The organism is Rhodococcus sp. P1Y, from assembly GCF_003641205.1.
Lineage (GTDB): Bacteria > Actinomycetota > Actinomycetes > Mycobacteriales > Mycobacteriaceae > Rhodococcoides.
In genome coordinates this window covers 4,805,628-4,826,374 of the sequence record NZ_CP032762.1, presented here as the reverse complement: position 1 = coordinate 4,826,374, position 20,747 = coordinate 4,805,628, and the positions used below count along the sequence as shown (strand labels likewise).

At 59.2% G+C, this 20,747-nt stretch carries 10 protein-coding genes, 2 pseudogenes and 1 other annotated feature; of the genes and pseudogenes, 2 read left to right on the top strand and 10 right to left on the bottom strand.

Annotated elements, in window-relative coordinates; translation table 11 throughout:
* Positions 1 to 915: 915 nt before the first annotated feature.
* Positions 916 to 4,773: a P-loop NTPase fold protein gene (locus tag D8W71_RS22220; protein ID WP_121116632.1), complete on the bottom strand. Its 3,858-nt coding sequence runs from the start codon at positions 4,771 to 4,773 to the stop codon at positions 916 to 918.
* Between the two features lie 479 nt (positions 4,774 to 5,252).
* Between D8W71_RS22220 and D8W71_RS28440 the strand changes: the two are divergent.
* A pseudogene (locus D8W71_RS28440) lies at positions 5,253 to 5,349 on the top strand (IS21-like element helper ATPase IstB); the annotation flags it as partial.
* Between the two features lie 432 nt (positions 5,350 to 5,781).
* On the opposite strand, the pseudogene D8W71_RS22205 reads toward D8W71_RS28440, so the two are convergent.
* Positions 5,782 to 6,983, bottom strand: a pseudogene (locus tag D8W71_RS22205) (IS3 family transposase).
* Positions 6,567 to 6,699 (bottom strand) — a sequence feature (AL1L pseudoknot). Its footprint overlaps the pseudogene before it by 133 nt.
* Positions 6,984 to 7,004: 21 nt before the next feature.
* Positions 7,005 to 7,817 carry a GNAT family N-acetyltransferase gene (locus D8W71_RS22200; RefSeq protein ID WP_161965493.1) on the bottom strand — a complete coding sequence of 271 codons (813 nt, stop codon included), beginning with the start codon at positions 7,815 to 7,817 and terminating at the stop codon, positions 7,005 to 7,007.
* A 1,431-nt stretch (positions 7,818 to 9,248) separates the two neighbouring features.
* On the opposite strand from D8W71_RS22200, the gene D8W71_RS22190 reads away from it, so the two are divergent.
* A complete protein-coding gene (locus D8W71_RS22190; RefSeq protein ID WP_153275424.1) occupies positions 9,249 to 10,799 on the top strand; it encodes an AAA family ATPase in 1,551 nt (516 codons plus the stop codon).
* A 1,206-nt stretch (positions 10,800 to 12,005) separates the two neighbouring features.
* Here the strand turns inward: D8W71_RS22190 and D8W71_RS22185 are convergent.
* The 7 genes from D8W71_RS22185 to D8W71_RS22155 form a co-directional block, all read right to left on the bottom strand.
* Positions 12,006 to 13,217 carry a hypothetical protein gene (locus D8W71_RS22185; RefSeq protein WP_153275423.1) on the bottom strand — a complete coding sequence of 404 codons (1,212 nt, stop codon included), beginning with the start codon at positions 13,215 to 13,217 and terminating at the stop codon, positions 12,006 to 12,008.
* A 1,123-nt stretch (positions 13,218 to 14,340) separates the two neighbouring features.
* Positions 14,341 to 14,637, bottom strand: coding sequence for a hypothetical protein (locus D8W71_RS27680; protein ID WP_153275422.1), 297 nt, complete (start codon positions 14,635 to 14,637; stop codon positions 14,341 to 14,343).
* A 51-nt stretch (positions 14,638 to 14,688) separates the two neighbouring features.
* A complete protein-coding gene (locus D8W71_RS22175; RefSeq protein ID WP_121116617.1) occupies positions 14,689 to 16,134 on the bottom strand; it encodes an IS481 family transposase in 1,446 nt (481 codons plus the stop codon).
* Between the two features lie 872 nt (positions 16,135 to 17,006).
* Positions 17,007 to 17,228, bottom strand: coding sequence for a hypothetical protein (locus D8W71_RS27415; protein WP_153275421.1), 222 nt, complete (start codon positions 17,226 to 17,228; stop codon positions 17,007 to 17,009).
* A gap of 184 nt (positions 17,229 to 17,412) precedes the next feature.
* Positions 17,413 to 18,357, bottom strand: a complete 945-nt coding sequence (locus D8W71_RS22165) for a choline/ethanolamine kinase family protein (protein WP_121119765.1) — start codon at positions 18,355 to 18,357, stop codon at positions 17,413 to 17,415.
* A 7-nt stretch (positions 18,358 to 18,364) separates the two neighbouring features.
* Positions 18,365 to 19,303, bottom strand: coding sequence for a phosphotransferase (locus tag D8W71_RS22160; protein WP_121116613.1), 939 nt, complete (start codon positions 19,301 to 19,303; stop codon positions 18,365 to 18,367).
* On the bottom strand, positions 19,300 to 20,724 hold the full coding sequence (locus D8W71_RS22155; RefSeq protein ID WP_121116611.1) for an amidase: 1,425 nt from the start codon (positions 20,722 to 20,724) through the stop codon (positions 19,300 to 19,302). The genes D8W71_RS22160 and D8W71_RS22155 overlap by 4 nt, the downstream gene beginning before the upstream one ends.
* Positions 20,725 to 20,747 lie beyond the last annotated feature (23 nt).

Here is a 20,747-nt window from a genome sequence, read left to right as displayed (position 1 = left end):
GAACCGACGTCCAGGGACTCGGCACAATTACTGCGCGCGTCGCTCTCGTGCCTCAGCAATCGGGCGGCCGCGTGGAACGGGCATAGTGGGTTGGGTGAATCGGTCGGACGCGGGGCCACGCAATTGCATTTCCGCCCCTTCGATCCCGAAATGCCAGTTCAGCACAGTTTTCGCTAGCCAGATCTGTCGGTGACCTGCGCTAGGCTGCGAGTGTGGCTTCCGGCCAGACCGAACACCCTCCACAACTGCTTCTGAAGGCGTTGTAGGGCATCCGCAGACGGCAGTGGAACCTAAGATCCCGCCCGCAGTCGCGAAGCGGATCGCAAAAGCAGTCGAATCGTCACGCTCGGAGGGCACCCGTAAGACCTACGGCGCCGCGTGGCGCCGCTTCTCCGGCTGGTGCGACTGAGAGGGGCACGTCGCATTACCGGCACACCCGGTTTCCGTCGCCGCGTATCTCGTCGACGCCGCCGACACCCGCACCGAAACGGTGCGTTCGGCGCGTGAACAGGCATCAGTTCCATGTCGCTTTCTTCCCGTAGCTGTTCCCAACGCTCGTTCCTTCTTGCCAAGGTTCGGTCGCACATCGTCGTGGTCTACCGAGAAGTCGAACCGATCGGGCTCGGACATGGCCTTCAGAAGCATCCACATCGCACTGACGGCGTCGGAATACCTGTCGTCGATGTTGGGCTCGGTGCTAGGGAAGTCGATGTCGATCGTGATGCGTCTCGTCGCGAAAGAGCAATGGTCCCAGGCACGAACGCCCCGTGAACCTCTCGATCGATCGAACAATCCCTTCACTCTCGGTCAGGTACCGGACCGGACGACCGTCGCCTGGCTGCTCCCGTGCCCCCCTGCCACGCATACAGCCCTGGCGCGCGTGGGAGCGTGGACAGGTCGTCGAGGCGCTGGGTGTCATTCGAGTTTGTTCATCGCCGCTTCCCAAGCCTGCCGTTGCTCTGAATTGCGGGGTCTGGTCGCAATGGCTGCACGACCTGCGATGCGGGCTTCGGGGTCGAGATCGAGCGATGCCGCCAGTGTGGCCGATACGTGCGGGTCTTTGTGGACGCGGATCCATTGTGTGAGCGCGGCTGTGGCGAGAGGGATGATTCGATGTCGATGACCGTCGACTAGGGTGCTCGCGAGGACTAGTTCCTGGGCGTTCTCGACGTCGCCGGCGGAGCCCGACAGTGCGCGGTCGATGCCGGTGTACAGATGTTCGGCGTCGTCGCCGGTCAGTGGAGCGAGCACCGCAGTCCACGCTGCGTGGCTTGCGTAGGTGTCTCCTGCAAGTTGCCCGTCGATCTCTTTGTCGACAGTGTGGGTGTACTCGCTGGGGTAGTGAGATGCGATCAGTGCTGTAAGCCCCGGGTCCTCAACGCCAGATTCTGGGGTCGGGTGCGCCAGAAAAGTGCGCAAGAACAGACTGACAGCGGTGAGCTGATCAGGTTGTTGCGCAACGGCGTCGACGAGTGTGTGTCCCATTCCAGGGGATTCTGTCGCCACTAGGATTGCTTGCTCGAATGGTAGTGCAAGGGTGAGGTGGTCGATGCCGGCGAGGGCCTGATCTTGTCTGCCTAGTTTGACGATCGCATCGCGCAGGCCGGCGGCTAGCTCGTTCGGGATGGCCGGTACGGGATTGACAGTGCACAGCTGGCGCGCAAGGGCCTCGTAGTCTCTCTCGGAGACCGTGGAGTGGTACTGAGCTAGAAGCTGTAAAACGCTGGACCACATAGTGACCGGCCATCTAAGTGTGGTGAGTGCTGACGCGGCTGTGGATTGGCTACCGCTTTGAGAGTACAAGGGCCGGTACGACTCCAAGACTGCGCTGGCTTCGTTGTCGGGAACATCGGTACTCGTGAATATTGCGTTGAGCGCTAGAGTGGCTCGCTGGGTGGACTCGGTGTTCGAGTAGGTTATCTGCGATCGCAGGCTCTCCGTAAAAGTGGGGATCCATGTCTTGCCGGTTGCTGTGCTGAGTACGGCGGTCACTGTAGTGAGGTAGGCATCGACACTTTCCTGTGTTGCCGCCGGTGCGGTCGCGGTGACGAATGCGTCCCGGACCGCTGCCGTTGTGGGCTCGTCGAGTTCGTCGAGATAGGGGACGACGGCACCGAGGGTGGTGTGGGCTGATGCGTTTCCGATCACCCCATCTTCGTTCCAGGCGTTGACGAACGCTGAAGCCAGGATTGATCCTGCCGCGCTATCCACTTGGATCAGTTCGATCAGGAGTTGGCGGATCGGGGGTCTGGGGTCCTCTCCCTGTTGCGATTCGAGGACCGCGGCAGCGAAACGAGCTGCCGCGACGGGGACTGTGACTTCCTGCCCTCCGATGGTGAACTCATGGGCAGAAGAGTGTGCGACAGCCGACCGCATCAATTCGACGGCAGCTGTTTCCGCGTCCGGTCGGATGGATCGAGTGAGTGTTCCGTCGTCTGCGAGTCCGCCGTTATAGATGGCGAACGCAACGTCGGCCAACTCCTGTGGGTCGGTGGAGTTCCACGCACTGAATCCAAGAAGCGCGAGTCGGCCTACCTGCGATGCGATGTCGTCGCTGCCGACGATTTTCGTTATCAGTTGGGTCGCTTCCTCCCGGTGTGAAGGCCCGGCTGGATCGAAGACGTTTAGTGCCTTGTCGGCCCATGAGTTCGAGATATCGTCGTCGGTTGCGTCGATGCCGCTTAGCACTGCCCAACTCAGGATGGGATGTAGGTCGGGCGCTGGGGAGGCGTCGACTGCGTCGAACCATGATTCGAATGTGTCGTAATCGGCGGAGGTGAGGTCGGTGATCCGTTCGTTGAGGAATTGGGTGATGGTGTCTGGTCCGAGGATGGCTGCGAGGTCGCTTCGGTGAGCGAGCACTGTCAGGGCTCGGGTCGTGGCATCGTCTTCTGCAATGGCGGTGCTCAGAAGATATTGTGTGATTGATTGTGCGAGTTCATCTTCGGTGGAGCTGGTAGCTAGTTCTACAAGTCCGTCGAGTTGTGGGTCGGTGCATGTACTGCGGGCCAGTGCGCGTCCGAAGGAGTCCGCTATCCGCGGGCGCTCTGGTGCTGGCAGCTGGTCGATGATGTGGGTTATCGAGCCGAGTGTGTTGGCCAGCTCAAGATCGTACACAGTGTCGAGGGTGTCGATGATCAGAGGGACGAGGCGGTCGAGTTGTCGAGTCTGCGGGTCGGTGTTGCGACGGGACAGTAGCTGGTTGAGGCCCGCGATCTGGTTGTTGACCAGCAGTCGTCGCATTTCGCGGGCGTCTCTGCTGCCGGCCAGTCGATCGACCTCGTCTTGGCCCAAATAGATGAAGGCGAGGATATCATCGACAGGATGGACGAATCCCTTTGTTCGCGAAACGAATCGGGATAGATCTGCGTACCATGGTGTGTTGAGTGGAACGCCGTGCTCGGCGAGCCGGTCGGTGTTTCCGTCGCGTGTGGCCTCTGCGACGAGGTCCAAGATTTCGGTGTCTTCGCTGAACTTTTCGAAGAACTCGGGAAAGTCCACCTTCAGTACGGTCATTTGCGCGAGGGTGCGTGGGTGCGCGGTGACTTCGCCCGGAGTTATGGAGCGGGTACGCCGATGCTGTTCGCGTTGTGTTGCCAGTCGGTAGTCGCCGAAGAATGCGTTCAGCAGCCGGATGACGTGGCGTGGGTCTGTGACTCCGTCATGGATCAGCACTGCGAGCGTGTTGTCGAGTTCTGCTCCGAGTGCGTGTGCTCCGGCATGATCGACGGTAGCGAGCAGCTCGCGTGCGTAGGTGCGCAGATCCCGGCGCGAATGTGGGGGCATCAGCTGGCGCTGGACGAACAACCGGTCAAGGAAGGCTTTCGCAGCCGCTCGGTCTTCGCCGGGGCTCGATGCCAGCCCAGGGTGCGCTTTGGTGATCGCCTGACGGATTACGGCCTCATCGGCCGACACGATGAAGGTGGGACGTTTGTCGGCTGGGCAGGTGAGCTGGAAGCTTCTGATTGCGTTCAGTGCGGCGAGTACCTCATCGGAGGACAGTCTGTCGATGTCGTCGATCGCGATGACGACGCTTTGTTTGACTCTGCCGATAAGTTGGGCGAATGCGCGCTCGAATTCGTCTGCGGCCTCGACTCGTGGCCGCGTCGACGTACTCTGGCCTGGTCGTAGCCACGAAGAGATCCAGGAATCACCGTTGCTGACACTCCACAATGTCGACAGGGTCGGTGCGAGGATCGCGGTAAATCCGGCGCCGAGGGTGATCCAGGTCCACACTGCTTGAGTGATGTCGACACCGATGAGTGAGAGGACCAGGGTGAGAAGGCCTGCCGTAGCGATGATCGCCAGTATCCAGAGCAGGATGTTAATCAGAAGTCGCCCGCTGGCGTGCCGTAGTTTCCGAGCCCAAATCAACAGAGGTGCTGCGGTGGGGTCGACGGTCATCATCGACGACGACATCTCGAGCTCACTCAACAGGTCTTCTGCTGTGGCATCGGTGATGCATTTTTCTTCGACCAGTTTCTCGGCGAAAGAGTAAATCAGCGATCGATGGAGACCGGCATTCTCGTGACGCTCGGCCGAGATCCGCACGAGGGCGTGTGTTCGATCATGGCGCAGGTCTGATTTGAGCAGTTCGATCACGGTGCTCTTACCGACCCCGAAGGGTCCGAGTAGACCGATGAGAAGTCGCCCGTGGGTGCGGCTGCGCAGCATCATCTTGAGGTTGGAAGCAACGTCGGTGTGGCCGAACGCATCGCGCTCGGCATCGCTGATCGGCGCGTCGACGATGAACCATCGTTCGGCCTGTGTCACGTCTGTCTCCCCTGCTGTTGCGACTGTGTGAGCTGAACTAGCAATGCAAATTTGGTGGGTTGGTGACAACTCCGCCACGTCGAAACCTTATCCAATTCATCCTTGGCCGAGTTGGTTCGGCAAGACCTCCGATCTAGCGTTCTGGGCGTCGACGGCGGCCACTGTCTCAATGCGGATCTGCTCCGCGGCTAGGTGTGAGTTACAAGGTGAGAGGCGTTGTCAGCAATATGAGTCTGAGGTACGACAAACTACCGATTCGAATGCGCGCGAGGAGAGGGAAGTTGCAACGCCGTTTGCTGCTTTCGTTCGGGCGTGACGGGGAGTAGTCCGTCCGCTGCCCTCGTGGTGCATGGTAAGGGTGCGAATCGAGGATGAGCGGATCGGCCTTTGCTCGGGTGGCCGCGATGCCGTCGCGCAAGTGACTGAGTCGGAAGCGCATGTGCTAATCGATTAGCATATGGCTCGTTGGTCGACCCTACGTCGAGGCCACCGAAGCGCGGCGGTTGACCGGCAGATTGCGGTTCGCATGCCTACCGACACCGGCCTCGCTTGAGCGATTTCGACTACGACGCCGCAGGACAGATGCAGTGCGCTACGCGGAGCGCTCACGCGGCGATCTGCTCGGTCGCTGCGCGAGCGAGGTCGGCGACCGATGGCCAGTCTCCGTCGAGTAATGCCTACCTGGGCGTGCGTCCGCTCAAGTTCGGGTTGCTCGGTCATCAGAAACGACGCGGCCATCCACCCACCCGGATCAGCACTCGCCCACACCCGCAGGGCGTCTTTGCTGCCGAGGATCGGCCGTACACACGACGGCCTGCACGTCCGGCTACGGAAGTCGAACACCGGGCTCGTGTTTCGGAAGCGATGGCCGTACGACGCAGACTCGAACGGATCGGAAGGCTTCATTCGACGGCTGGATGTCATCGACTCGGGGCACCATACGTGTCAGGGGTGGGCAACCGCCGTCTCCGTCTGGATGAACCGTCCTGGATCTGATGGAGACCTGGTTCAAACCACCTCGCGGTCGGAGGTGGCGGTCGAGCGGTTCTGACGATACTTATTCTCGTAGTCGACGGGCGAGGGGTAGCCGATCGAGTAATGCAGCCGGCCGGTATTGAACCAATGCACCCACGACGCTGTTTCCCGTTCGATCTCCGCCCGTCCGGTCCACGACTTCTGCCGATCGACCAACTCCGTTTTGTACAGCCCGATCGTCGATTCCATCAATGCATTGTCGAGAGCATCGCCGACGCTTCCGATCGACCCGGCGAGCCCGGATTCGATCAATGCCTCAGTGAAAGCGAGGTCGCTCCTACGGCGGGTGAACAACGCTTGCTCGAGAACTCCGGACACCAACGGTGTCGCCTTCGTCGTCATCACCCGCCACCCCAGAATCCGGCGGGAGAACACATCGACGACGAACGATGTGTACACGAACCCGGCCAGAGCCCAGCAATAGGTGAAATCGGCAACCCACAAGTGATCGAGACGGGTCGGTGCATTCCACTGACGGTCGATCAGATCCGGGTGCCGAGGTGCCCGGTCGTAGCGCAAATGGTCACCGTTCGCCGCCGTCCGCGGACCACACCGACGGCGCCGCAAATCGTCATCAGCCGGCCGACCTGATCGCGGCCGACGTCGTGACCAGCGCGTTTCATCGCATGCCACATTCTCTGCATCCCGTAGAGCCGCCTGTTGGCCACATAGAGCCGGTGCACGGTGTTCGCGGCGTACGCCTCCTCGACGGCAGCCGCTGTGATGGTGCAGCGTTTCTTGACGGCGTAATAGGTGGACGCGGCGATTTTGATGCCGTGCTCGCGGAGCACGGTGCAGATCGGGACGACCGGCGAACCGGTCGCGGTATTCGTCGATGTAGACGACGATCACCGAAGTCGGCGGTCGACCTCCGCCGCTGCGAGAAACGCTGACGCTGTCTTGAGAATCTCGTTGGTCTTCACAATTCGGAGTTCTCGCGCCGGAATGCTTTCAGTTCGGAATCGCGATCGCCCGCCCCTGGTGACTGTCCCGCGGCGGTCACCGGGGGCGTCCTTTCCGACCCAGTTTCGGATTGTGGCGGGATTGACATCGACCAGCGCTCCGACGTGTCTTCGAGCGCCGACCTTGGTGTCGCCGTGCTCGGTCAGACGGTCCAGATACATCCGAACCGCTCGCTCACGCGTCTCGGCATCGAACTTCCTTGGTGCACCCATATCTGCATTCTCCTGGTGAGATCACAGTCTCCACCAGTCCCAGGACAGTTCATGGTGTCGCCACGGGGCTGCGAGCGTTTTGGTTTCAAGCATCGTCGCAGGACGGTGTGGTTCGGTCATGGTCCAGCTACCGTCGGAGGCTTTGCGGACTCCGAACCCGAGGTCTCTCAGGTATCCGAGCACATCTCCTCCGGCCGGCTCATCTGGAAGTGAAATGCGCACGGATCGGTGTCTGGACATAACTTCCGCTGTATGGCCGGGCCGAATCCGTCGGGGTGACTGACGAGGATTTCGCGCGTCATCGATCTGCGGGTGGCTAGCCGATTGGTTTACACATGTACTTCGGTCGGTCCGGGCACCAGTCCAGTCGTTGCTTTCGAAGAATTGCACACGGTCAGAGTGGTGAGCACCGCCGTCGGGCATCAATCTGAGCCGCGTCTTCCCTTCACCCACGGCCCGGTCGACGAACTCGGCGAGTAGGAGCTTGCCTACTCCGTGTCCTGGCTGTTTCGCTGCTAGGACCGCTACGAACGCGTCGGTTCCGTTCTTGGCCAGACGGCCTGCAAGGAACCCAACGTACTCGCCGTTTTCAACTGCCACCATCCGCTCGTACTGCTCGGAATAGGAAGCGCGGCCGGCAGGTGCTTCGCCATCGTGTGGATCTGGAGATGGTGGTGGCCGGTTGGGGACGTCCGCTGCCCAACTTGTGTCGAAGTAGTTGGTGTCCTCTAGGCGCGTTGCAGCGTTGGTTGATAGGGCGTATCGCAGCGTACCGAGTTTATGCAGGTCGATGTCTGAGTTACTCAGGAAGAAGATGGCTCCGTTTTTCGACATGCATAAAGTGTGCCGCAGAACCGGCAGCGACTGCGGGAAAGTTCTGCGACACACGCACAAGATGAGGCGACCTGCAGCGTAAACACTGGGTCGCCTCATCTTGGTCGGTTCATTCGGGTGCTTGGTCGTGCAGTGGAGACAGAGTGTAGTAGGTCAGAGCCAATCGGAGCGGTCGAAGAACTCTTGCCAATTGCTCGCACTTGAATCGACCCATCCACCCTCGACCCATCCACCCCCGACCATCGCCGTTCGTGCAGGTTCAGGAAAGTTCGGAGCTCCGAACACGAGTGCTCGGTGTCACGGGAGTGTCACAAGTCGGTATGTTCGGAGATGGACCGGTCCGGACGGTGTTGCACGAAAAGCGTCGCAAAAAACAACTATTGAGTCCAACGTAGTTCAATCGAATCCACCCCTAGGGACATAAAATTCGCACCGTGTCGGTTCGAGTCCCCCTGGGGGAAGCCGAGCCCATATTGATCCATTCTCGACTGCGGCACAGCGCATTTCGATAAGTGTCGATGTACTGGGTGAACACTCACGGATGTTTATGGGCTTCGTGGCGCAGCGAGTTCTGCTCGATGTCATAGAAATCATGCGTTTGGATTCAAAGCCCTGGGGGACATGCTTTGTGAGTGCGCCTTCGGCCAGAAATGTCCGGTTCAGAGTCACCGAAAGTCACAAGCCACTGCAAACTGGACGGGTGCGACACGAGCCGGCCAGTCGGGGCGAGGGTTTGGGTGGCATCGTCGCAGCGAAACTGTTCCGACGCGGAGCCATGGTCGAGCGCCACGGCAACTAAGGCAGACCGGCTAACGCTGACCACATCGACGTCATGGAACGTTTGACTCTGACGGAGATAACACTGACCCTCGACCTGAGCCTCGGTGGCGTGATGGTCGCGCGCAACTATCTCCAAGGTGTGGATGGCAGTCGTCGAGATGGAGTTAAGTTGATTGCGTCTACGGTTCGGTCGCCGCCGACCCATTTTTCGGTGATCGCCCGCCATATCGCAGCTTCCCGTCGAGCGGGAGGAGACGCAGTCAGCGCCAATGGCACTGCATGGGCAGGCCGGGTGTAGAAAGGTCGCCACCACCGGTCCGTGTCGCCCGCTAGGGAGGGGCACGCATATCTTAACCGCGAGTGGGCCTGCCCCAAGGTCAGTTGACTCGTCGGGCTATGTGTTCATCAGCTCAGGCGGAGGGATGATCAGGGCGGACCGGGGTGCGTTTTCAAACTTCGGGCAGTTGGGGAATACCAACTTGGAATGGCGTTCTCGGTGCTCTCTGTCCGGCTCGTGCTGAATCATTCGTCTGCCACGGTTGGTCGTGGCTACGCGGACTGGGGTGTGTTTAAGCTCGGGCCCGTCGAGGTGGGATGGCAGGACAAGCGACCGGCGCGGTAGCGTTTACGTGAGATACCAGGAGGAGGACCGTGAGAATCGAAGTGTTGCCCACGCGCCAGTTCCCGTTTGAGCTGGGCGATCGTGCCCTTGTCCTTGTGCCGGACTCCTGGAATGACTTTCACTACACAACCCTCTATGACCTGTGGTGGCGTGACGGGCAGGACAAGATTGTCCAAATTGGACAGATCAAGATCGGCAGGACAAATCTAAAACATGGTGAGAAGCCTTTAGAGCCGGGCAGCATATTCGACAATTCTCTTCCTCTTGATTGCTTCTCGCTGGGCCAAGGGCATGAGTTTTATGCGAGGGTCAGGGATGTTTTTCGGGATGAAAGAATTGAAGTTCTAAAAAGTCTTCGTGACGTCGCCTTAAACGCCGAAATGTTCGATCAGGTTATCGACTACGACGTGACGACAAAGTCCTTGCTGCGGTCATACAAAGCTAAGACTGTGCGAAATCAGTTTCGACGTATCGCTAACGGAGGACCTAGCCTCAAGGAATTCAGATTTGCATACCGCTACCCGCCGCAAGGGTTCGCGTATATACCGCCAGTGCTTGAATTCGAAGTTGAGCCTGAATCCAACCCGCCCACAAATGTCCATGTAGTAATCGGTAGAAACGGCTCGGGAAAGACAACCCTTCTCGGCAATATTGCCAAAAGTATTTTAAGTCCATCTACGGTCGAGAACGGGCAAGTTTACGACCAGATGGCAGGCGGAAAAGCGCCTTTCGTAAATCTGGTGTCGGTGGCCTGGAGTGCGTTCGACCCATTTGATGTGCCAAGTACCGATATGCAGTCTGGGACCAAGATTTTCTACAATTACGTTGGCTTGAGAAGTTCTCCAAGTAATAGTATGACTGGTGAACAATCCGACGAATCGAACTTGAACCAGAAATTCATAAAGTCCCTTGATGAAGTAATTGCAGCAGGGCGTCATGCGCGTTGGTTGAGTGCGATCGACTTGCTTAACAACGACCCAAATTTTGCCGAGTATGCGATTTCGGAGATTTTGGGTGGTCCCGCTGTACCGCAGGGCAGCGAGTCGCCTCGTCCTGATTTGAATGAAGAATTGGCTTCAATGCAATTTAATAGAATGAGTTCCGGCCACAAAATTGTTCTACTCACTGTCACGAAATTGGTCGAGCTCGTAGCCGAACAATCGCTGGTTCTACTCGATGAACCAGAATCCCACCTGCATCCGCCGCTACTTTCGGCGTTCGTGCGCGTGCTCTCCGAATTGTTGGTTGAACGAAATGGTGCCGCAATAGTGGCAACACACTCGCCAGTGCTTCTGCAAGAGGTACCTCGCTCCTGCGTGTCGATTCTGCGTCGAAGCGGAGACCTGTTAATAGTCGAGCAACCCGAATTGGAGACTTTCGCTGAAGCGGTCGGCGTGTTGACACACGAAGTTTTCGATCTAGAAGTCAGCGGGTCGGGTTTCCACCGGGAGATCGCTCGCGCAGTGCAGAACCACGACTTGTACGAAGATGTGCTCTCAGCGTTTGGAGGGCAGCTTGGTGGGGAGGGGCGTGCCCTGGTTCGCATTATGTTGAATTCCAAGAATAGACAGCGGCGTTGATGCGCGGGCTGCCAATTCCTAATTTCGACACGGAAAGAGTTGTGATTGAATGCATGTCGGGTTCCGCGGACACGGCAATGCAGATTAGGATTTTAGACGGCCTTGCGGTGTTCAAGCACGCCGAGGCCAGGTTCAAATCGGCAAGCTCGTCCCACACGGTCCATCTACTACCTGTGGCTGCGTTTGCACTACCAGGAGTGAAAGCAAGCGATCTTGCAGAAGAGTTGTATAGCCGTGGCATGGTAAACCGCAGAGCAGGAAGGCGACTCTACGACGCACTGATGCTAGTCCCAACTCACGGTAGGTGCCCACTCTGCGGAGTTGGGAGAGTGATGACTCTGGATCATCATTTACCAAAGACCAAGTTTCCGCTCTTATGCGTGACGCCACTAAACTTGGTGCCCGCCTGCAGGGACTGCAACAGTGCAAAGCTTCAGGGGTCGCCCACTACTGTTGGTGAACAGACCATCAATCCATACTTCGATCGACTATCATCCGGACAGTGGCTACACGCCAGGATCTGCGGTGGAGTACCGCCCGTGTTGGAGTTCTTTGTCGAACCTCCAGGGCATTGGGAGCCCCTTATGGCTATGCGCCTGCGTAATCACGTAGACGTTTTCGAATTACTCGACAGATTCTCGAAGGAAATGGCTAGTATCATCCCTGATCTGCGTTTCCGACTGCGAAATCTTCTGTGCGCAGGAGATCCCGCGGAAGTCTCATCGTATTTAACGAGTGAGGCAGACACGAGGTTAGCGCGCGATGGGAATAGTTATCAGGGGGTTGCGTACAAAGCGCTGGCAGCCGACAGATGGTTCTGCGGAGGAGGTTTCGAACTATTCATGTAGCGAGACGAGCTGACGGCCCGCGTGACAACGTCATGGGCAATCCCACGAAGCGAGTTCGCCTCGTGAGACATTCTCCTCTTGACAGGCTGGCTGACGCTGGCCGCAAAGCGGTTAGGAAATTGGGCGGTACTGGTCGGGTCTCCGTTCACAGCGTTCTCCTCAGTCAGAAGCCTAGTTCAGGTCTCCCTGAAAACTCGATCGGGCGTAAACGCCGCCGCAAACTCCCACAAGCGTGATCCGGGCCGGTGCTCTCGCGGCCCGGATCACCACACGCTTCCAAATTCCGTCTAAATCGCGCAATTCAAAGCGAGCCGTCCGCGTTGGCATCTTACAGAAAAGCAACATGATCGACATATTCCTAAAGACCAAGTCGGTTCTCCAGATATTTCTGTAGGGTAGCTATAGACGCTGCACTCACCGAGCGCCCAATGGACGAGAGAAAGCCACGTAGCTTCTGTCGAGCGACAACCCGATCCGAATTTCGGGCTTGTTCGTCTTCGAGTTCGTGCAGGCTGGACTCCAAAGAGGCAGTTTGCGCTGCCCCGTGATCGCGAATAAGAGCCAACAGCTCTTGAGCGTCCATTCCGAGATTTGCCGTGCCTTGAAGGTTTTGCAATACGTTGCCGCTTACCGTGCCTATAAACTGCTGGTTAACGGTAATTTGAACGCTCGAATCCGGTTGGCGTGTTAATCTGGTGAGATCCCGCAGTGCAGAAAATGCCGGGCTGGCGTCAGGAACGACTTGATTTAGCCACTCGATGGATTGTGCAGTTGCCGTAGAATTATCAGTTAATAATTCTTCCTCCATCTGATGGCGCAGGCTCAGTATGCGCTGCTCCCTTGTTTGACGTAGATCCAGGTGCAATCGACGACCTGCCTTTGCGTACCGCGTCACCATCATGTCAGCTGCCCGCGACTCAACGCCAGCGGCGATTAGACCATCCAATGCTTCCTCCGGCGCGGACTGACATGAATCCAGGAAGTCCGAGAAGTCCTGAAAGTGGCGACCAAGCTCCCCTTGCGGTTGTGTCTGCTCTCCAAAAAATTCGTAGACCTGCCCCGAGGGTGTCGAGTACCCGTCTTGACGAATCGAATCACGGCCGGTTTGATTCAGCCAGTCACGGAACAGGCCGAGCAGGGTAGAAGCCTCTTCGGCGTAAAGTCGACCGGCAGGGATATAGATTCGAAAGAATAAATTTCGATCAAGGTCTTCCAAAAATCTTCCTGCCATTACTGACCGCTCCGCGTTTGTCCTATATGGCAGCACATTCAATTGGTGGGTTGCGAGCATCTCGTTGACATTATCCCTAAGCTCATCGGGCACCTCTCCGAAAAATTGGTCTGGCGTCATATCGTCGTACCAATTGAAACCAGCATTGGCATTCACGGGTGGTTCGTACTCTGGACGTGTTGGTCCGGTTCCCCGTTGTTCTTTTTGGAGGAAGACCTGCTCGTGAATAAATATCGTGTGTGGAACCTTGGCCAGAGCATCCAGCATTTTGTCGGCAACCAACGCATATTCGTCGTCTAACAAACGATTGTAATCGTTGCCGGTAAGAACCACGATCACAGCTCGGAGCCGAGATTCTCCAAGAATGTCAATTATCGCCTGCCAGTTTTTGGGTTTCGAGTGTAATAGCTTGCGCCGATAGTGGAGACCCTCCGCTGTGATTCGACTTGTCGTCGACTCACTGTTTGCCCCACCAATTATCAAGAAGAATTTGTCGGTAGGTGGCATCGTTTGGTCCTTAGAGTTCGTCAGTAGCGGTTTAGCGGTCAGCGTACCGGAGCGGCACTCCTGGTCAACCCGTGGTTGTCTGCGCCCTTCGCGTCGTGTGGAATGGAGCCAATTTAATCGGCTACGTCCGCGTAGACGGAAAGATCGGTTGATCTGGGCGTATTGCAGCACCGCCAGACTGGTGACCGCGTTGTACATCAAACGCGATACCTTGGCCCTGCACTAGTGCAGTCGACCGCGCCCCGAACACGACTGGTGTCGATGAGTCGTGGCGGGCGGCAGCAGTGCGCGAGCCGATGGATCGCGTGAGAGAGCTCGGTGCCGTTCCGGGTCGAAGTCCCGAGACCGTTTTGTTGACGATGCAGTGTCGGTCGAAGCCCTAACTAGTCAGGGTTTTCTTGAGGGCGACCTGTTAATCAGGTCACCACCGGCGAGATTTTATCTATGCCAACCCGACCGACGTGTTCCATGCATTACGGCGCAACGTCGGTGATGTTGTTTTCCTTACCGACGAACCGGAGGCTGAGGAGTACTCGATGGGGATCGGAAGAACCGCGCCGTTCTGAGACGACACGGTAGTCACTGTTTGCGGGTCATTCAGCGTAGAAGTAAGCACGGGATCATGCCAATGACGCTTCGGGAACGGCGGGCGAAGCGTGGGGCAATTTTTCGGGCTACAAGCGCCAACGCTCTATGTCGGTGGCAAGCGAAGACGGGAGGCGAAATTGGCAGCTCCTGTTGTCGCAGGAGCCATTGTGACTCAACTGCTTTGGTTGATCGCTTGTACGCCACGCACCAGCGCAGCCCCCTGCGTTCGTTCAGGGTGGTCTGAGGTGAGGAAGTGTGTGGGCGTTCGGTGTCACGAGGGTGGCACAAGGCAGCACGATTCGGATTGGAGCGGCTTTGATGTGTATGGGTTCGGGACATGGTTGACAGATCGGCTTCGGGACATCTTTTACGTGGCACGGGGTCGGTGGGCGATGACGTTGCGGATCGGCTTTGTCGACGTTCGAGCACGGAGTGCGAGTTCGGTGGTTCCATCGGGTACGCGAAAGTAGTGGTCCTCGACCAGTACCGTGACGATCATGCCTGTGTGAGCGCGCCCGACTTTGATGCGTTGGCCGGCGACCATGAGCTTGCCGTCCTTCGGCACGCGGCGTTGCACGCTCTGGGCGCCGGCTGGTGGTGGTGCTGGGACAGTTCCTGTTGCCGCCCGAACATTGGTCAGCGACGCTATCTCATGACGGGTCAAGGGGTTCGGAAGTGTGGCGAGAAGGATATCTCCGGCGGTTGCATGAATGAGTCAGCCGTCGATTCGCAGGGTGACGCGGGTTCCGGCGGCCGCTACTCCTAGACGAAGCTGGTGGTGGGCGATCACGACGATGCCGTCGCGGCTTGCAGTACGGTCGATCTCGATCGGGACGGGTCGCGAGACCGCCTTGCTGGGGTCGACAGCATCACTGGAGGGTGCGGGGCGACCCGGACGAGCGCCGCGCATGGCGAGTCGTTCCAAGTCGATGGTGGTGAGCCTGGACAGTATCGTCTTGATGACTACGTCGTCTGCAATGACGTGAATGCTGGTCAGATCCAACCACAGCGTCACCGCGCGTGCTGCGTGATTCTTTCCGATCCACATCTGTTGTATTCCGGCGATTCCTATGACTCCACTTGGAGGAACTCGGACGTCGAGTTCTATTGCCTGCGACCTTCGTTGGCGTGTCGGTGCAGGTGGATGAGCTGCCTGGAAAGGCTGTTGGGTCGAAGGCTGTGGTGCGGCCGCAGAATCGGGCGGCGCGGGGTGGTCACGGGCCCGAAAAAGACTTGTAGGTGTAGCCATGTCGAGGCTTTGATGCGGACGGACGGTGTTGTAGGCGTGCACCCATTCGTCGAGCGCTGCCTGGGCGGATTCGATGTCGGTGAAGGCGCCTGCCTCGTCGAGGAGTTCCCGGCGAAGGGTGCGGTGGAATCGCTCGATCTTGCCGGTGGTGGTGGGTGAGTGTCGTTTGGTTAACTTGGTGCTGATTCCCAACTCTCGGCACGTCCGTTCGAATAGAACCTCTACTGGCAGCGGTCGTGTGTGCTTGCCGGTGAACTGCTTGCCGTTGTCGGTGAGGACTTCGAATGGAGCACCCCATCGGGCGACTGCGGCGAGGAATGCCTCGACCACGGCGTTGCCAGAGGGGCGCTGCAAGATCGTGGCGGTGACGACGAACCGGGAGTGGTCATCGATGCCGGTGAGAATCTTGCATTCGCGTCCATCGGCAAGGAACAATCCGCCGACGAGATCCAGCTGCCACAGATGCATCGGGGCTTCGCGTTGCCACCGTTTGTAGATTCTTTTGTGTTGTTGCTTTTGCTGATTGATCAAACCGTTGCGTACGAGTGCTCGGTAGACCGTTGATCGGGACGGCGCTCTGTCGCCGATCTCGAGAGTGAGTTGGTAGGCGATACGGCGTGCACCCCACCGACGATGATGGCGACGCATCTCGCAGATGAGTGCTTCGACGTTCGGATCGATTCGCGCTGGACTCGAGTGTGGTCGCCTCGATGCGTCGACAAGACCTTCGAGTCCCTCGGCCTCGTACCGCTTGCGCCACGTTGTGACAGTTTGACGACTGACACCGAATCGTTCCGCGACGTCTACGACGGGTGATCCGTTGATCACCTCGGTCACCGCACTCAGGCGCACCTCCACCGTGACTCTGGTGGTCGTGTCTGTTTCCGACTCGCGAGGCTCTGAATTCTGCATGAGCGGACGTTGGCAATCGGTTGTGAAGCGTCAAGGATGTCCCGATGACGATCCGTCAAAGATGTGTTGAACCCTTACACGTCAGCTTGAACGGTGATGTACGACAACTGCTACAAATCAACGAATGTCGAGGCCAGAGGGGTTCAGTGATTCCATTTCCAGGACCTAAAATCCGCACGGTGTCGGTTCGAGTCCGACTGGGGCACTGGTAGGCGGCTTGCCGTCCCGCTTCGATCAACGTCAACCCGGTCCCACCCCGGCGATGCGGCGGGTAGCCAAGTGGATCGACCGCCGAAGTAAAAATCATCTAGGGGATGACAAAGCTCGACCACTTCGACTCGCCGGACTACATCGGGGCAATCTGACGGGACGGGTATTTGAAGCCCACGGAGTCCAACATCAGCTTGAAACCGGAACATGCCGGGCCAGACGTTGCCTGGCGTACGACCAACTCCGAGCCGGCGCCGGATACGATGGGCTTCGCATCTGACTTCCGCGACAAGCTAGCTATCCGGTTAGTTGTCGAGTCACCCAAAGGTATGTTTCAAGTGGCATGAGTGGGCGCGGGCGCACGGTCCTAGTGCAGCAACTGTTCCGACTCGGGCGACGGTGGGCGGAGTGTCGTCATGGTGCGCGTGTGTGCGCTCCGTCCAGCAGAGAAAGTGGTTGGAGGTCTTCAACTTTCGGACCGGGAGGTGAATGGTCGGCGAATTGGATTGGGAAGCGAGCAAATGGGGCGTGTCCGCGGCTCGTCGGTACGGCGATGGTCGTCGGAGAGGTACGCCTGCACCCGCGTCGCCAGCCCCGGCGGCGATGGCACCATACTGCGAGACTTGCGCGACTTTGACGTGGTGGCCACCCACCGTCCGTTCTCACGTTCCTTGGTCCGGCGCGCCTGCGCGTCGCACCGCACCGTGGACGCACCCGTCCGCGCTCGTCGGCCCGGTAGTAAAGGTAAGGTCGCCAACTTCTAGGCCGGTGTTCTCGGCGGCACGGACGCCGCTGTACGCGAGGTAGTCCACCATGAGCGCATAGTGGGGGTACGACGGCAACCCGTCCACCTCACCCGCGACGGCTGCGCTGGCTTCTGCCACCTGTGCCGCAGTAAGCGGGTGGTGCTCAATGCGTTCTCGGTCGCTGGTGGAGCGGTTCCCGGAGAAGTCTACCCGGTCAGCGGGGTTGGACGCATTCGCGTTGATCAGACTAACGACGAAGGCAATTGACTGAGCGCACATCCCGGGTCTGAGTAGTCAATGCGCTCCCATAGGCCAGTATGTCTCACAACCCCTCCACCCAGTACGCCCATCTCGGGTCCGACATTTTGATCCGCGCCCGTGCCAGTTTCCACGACCCGTATTTGTGGTAGTCGAAATCCCAGGCCCCGCTGAGCTTGTGGTTCACACACCCCCACAGGCCCCACTTCACGTCGGCTAGGAAACTACACACCTGCACCCGGGAAATCATGGGCCATTCCGCGCGACCGAAGAACTCCTCGATCAACTCCATGACCTGCTGCTCGCCGTAGAACATCTCGGTGACCAACACAGCGAGCTCGTAGGCCCGATCGTTGTTCGACGCGAACTCGTAGTCCACCAACTTCATCGGCAAACCGTCACCGATTAGAATGTTGCCGGGCATCGGGTCGTTATGGCATGCAACCAGATCCAAGCCGGACGCCAGCATCGCTTGCTTCACCTGCCGGTACTCGGTCAGGATCACCTCGGCATCACGCGGCAGCCGCACGCCCAATTCGGCAACCTGTTCGAGGTGCTCGTCGATCATGTCGAAGATCGTCTTCGTCACGCTCAACTTGCTGCCCGAATGCAACGTCCGATACACATCGATCATCCCCAACGGAATCTCCGGACGCTTCAGATCACCGTTCGTGCACGCACGATAGCCCTCCAAGAACTCGATCACCTCGACACCGGTGACCGGATCGAACAGCACCACCTCCGGCCCGATTCCCAGGGCCCCGGCACGACGTGCTGCTTCGTTGGCCAGCGTGCGGTCGATGAACGAATCCGTTCCGGCACCGGGCAGCTTCATGAAGTAGCGCTTGGGTTTGCCTTCGACGGTGATGCGCCAGTTGCTGTTCATCAACCCACCGATCACGGGGGAGTAGGTGAGGTTCAGCCCCTCCCACTCGGTGACGGCAGCGAGAACCTTCTCGACCTGACGCTCGGGCTCGGTGCGGGCAGATCCGACAGCTATATCGTTCATGGTCACCTCAGATGTTCCGTACTCGGTCGTCGAAATGCGGGTCGCGCAAACCAGCGCGGGCGCGCAGGAACTGCCAATCGGAGAACTTCGAATACTCGTGCGTTCCCGGTTTTACTGCATCGCAATACAATCCGATCAGCGCCCACCGCAGCGAGTCCGCAATGCCGTAGATCCGCGTCCGATCGAACAGCGCACTGTCGAACGAACCCCACGCCATCTCGAACACCTCACGCGCATCCGAATCGAAAGGCCGAATCTCCGCCAACAACGCACCGATGTCCTGCAACGGATCCATCAACGCCGCGACATCCCAATCGACGAGCCGCATGCTGCCGTCGTCGAGCATCAGCACGTTGGAGACGTTGCCGTCACCGTGGCACGGGACTGCGTCGAAACCGGCGGATTCGATCCGAGCCTGCGCCGGGGCAAGAGTGCGCAGCATCCAGTCGAAGTCGGCCGGCAATGCTCCGCCGACCTTTGCGATCATCCCTTGCACCACAGCGAGGTCGTCGAACACTGATGCTCGACGCATCACCCCGGCCAACCCGTGCACCGACTTCCGCAGCGCCACCAGTTTCTCGACGTTCGCGTACTCGTCGAACAGATCCAGGGTGGCGGTGGAGGAGACACCGGTGAAGTCCTCCATCACGAGCACGCCGGAGTTGGCGTCGGAGGTGAAGACCTTCGGGCCGATTCCGGCGTCGCCAGCGGCGGTAGCGGCGGAGAACGTCGCACCGAAGTCGACGTAGTCGCGTGCCTGGGGTTCCATGACCTTGACGAACGCGGCCGAGCCCGCTGCGTCGTCGGCGATGTCGGCTCGTCCGGAGTAACGCTCGGAATCAGCGCCCCACCAGCTCGGGCTCGCCATGGTGGGTCCCGCGTCCAACACGGCGTCGCCGGTGGTCCAGACGCCGATGTCGCTCAATAAGTTTCGTACAGTCATCATGCTGCTCCGATCTTGTCTGACGCCACGTCGACCGGCCAGTCCATGGCGATCTCACGCTGAGTTTCGAGCCATTTGGTCAACCGCAGCACGGCCTGGTCGGCGAAGCGAGGCCCGACAACCTGGATACCGATGGGCATGCCCGAGTTGCTCCCGAACGGGCTGCTGAAGCCGAAGCACAATGCCGACGCGGGTTGCGCTGTCTGGTTGAACCACGCGGTAAAGCTGCAGTGCACCAACGGTTGTAGGGGATCGAGCCCGACTTCCTCGGCGCCGAATCCGACGGTCGGAATCACCGGACTGATCACGAAGTCGAACTCACTCGTCTTCGCTCGCACGAACTCCTGCGATCGCATCACCGAGTCGGTGTCGCGCGAGAAGTCCGCAGCTGAATAGCTCGCCGCCCCGTACGCCCACTCCGCCACGGGAGGCAGGACCTCGAACCGTCGCGCCTCTGGAATGGATTCCCACTCCGTCCGCGCACGCACCTGGAACAGGCGATCGAGAGCCGGATAAGGATCGTCGGTGAACACGGGCGGCATCTCGGTGACGACGGCACCGGCTGCGCTCAGCTGCGCGGCAGCGGTGCGCACCACGGCGGCGACGGGTTCGCTGACGCTGTGCCCATAGCCCATGTCGAGCATGACGCCGATCTTCAGTCCTGCAGGTGACAGTGGCGCATGAATGTCGGCGGTGTCCTCGTGCGGCAGGCTCCACGTGTCCCGCGGATCCGGCCGGGAGATGACGCGATACAGATCGATGAGGTCGTCGACGCTGCGTGCCATCGGGCCAGCCGATCGCATCGTCGACGGCGCCACATGCGGAATCCGTCCCTGCGTCGGCTTGAGCGCCACCAACCCGCAATGGCCAGCGGGCAGCCGCACCGATCCGGCGATATCCGAACCGACAGAACCGAAACCGATGCCCGACGCCAGGGACGCTCCCGCACCCGAGCTCGACCCACCGGTATTGCGGCTCAGATCCCACGGGTTACGCGTGATCCCGTACAGCGAACTGACGCCCGCGGCCATCATGCCCATATCGGGCATCGTCGTCTTCCCGACGATGACAGCCCCCGCCTCCTTGAGACGCGCGGCCGGGGGAGCGTCCGTCGTCGACATCTTCAGATCCGCGTTGGCAGCGACACCGTGACGCCACGGCATCCCTATCGCATGCACCGAGTCCTTGATCGTCACCGGAATTCCGTCGAGACCGCCGAAAGACTGCCCGGCGCGAAGGCGATGGGTGGCAGCCTGGGCCGCAGCACGTGCGCCCGATTCGTCGATGTACGCAATCGCGTTGATCACCGAATTGGTGACCTCGATGTGCTCGAGCGTCGCGTCGAGCACATCGAGGGGCGTGGTGTCGCCGGAGGCGAACGCGTCGCGAAGCTCGGCGATGGACTTGGTGAGGAGAGGATTCATCGAAGGCCTTTCGAACCGAGCGC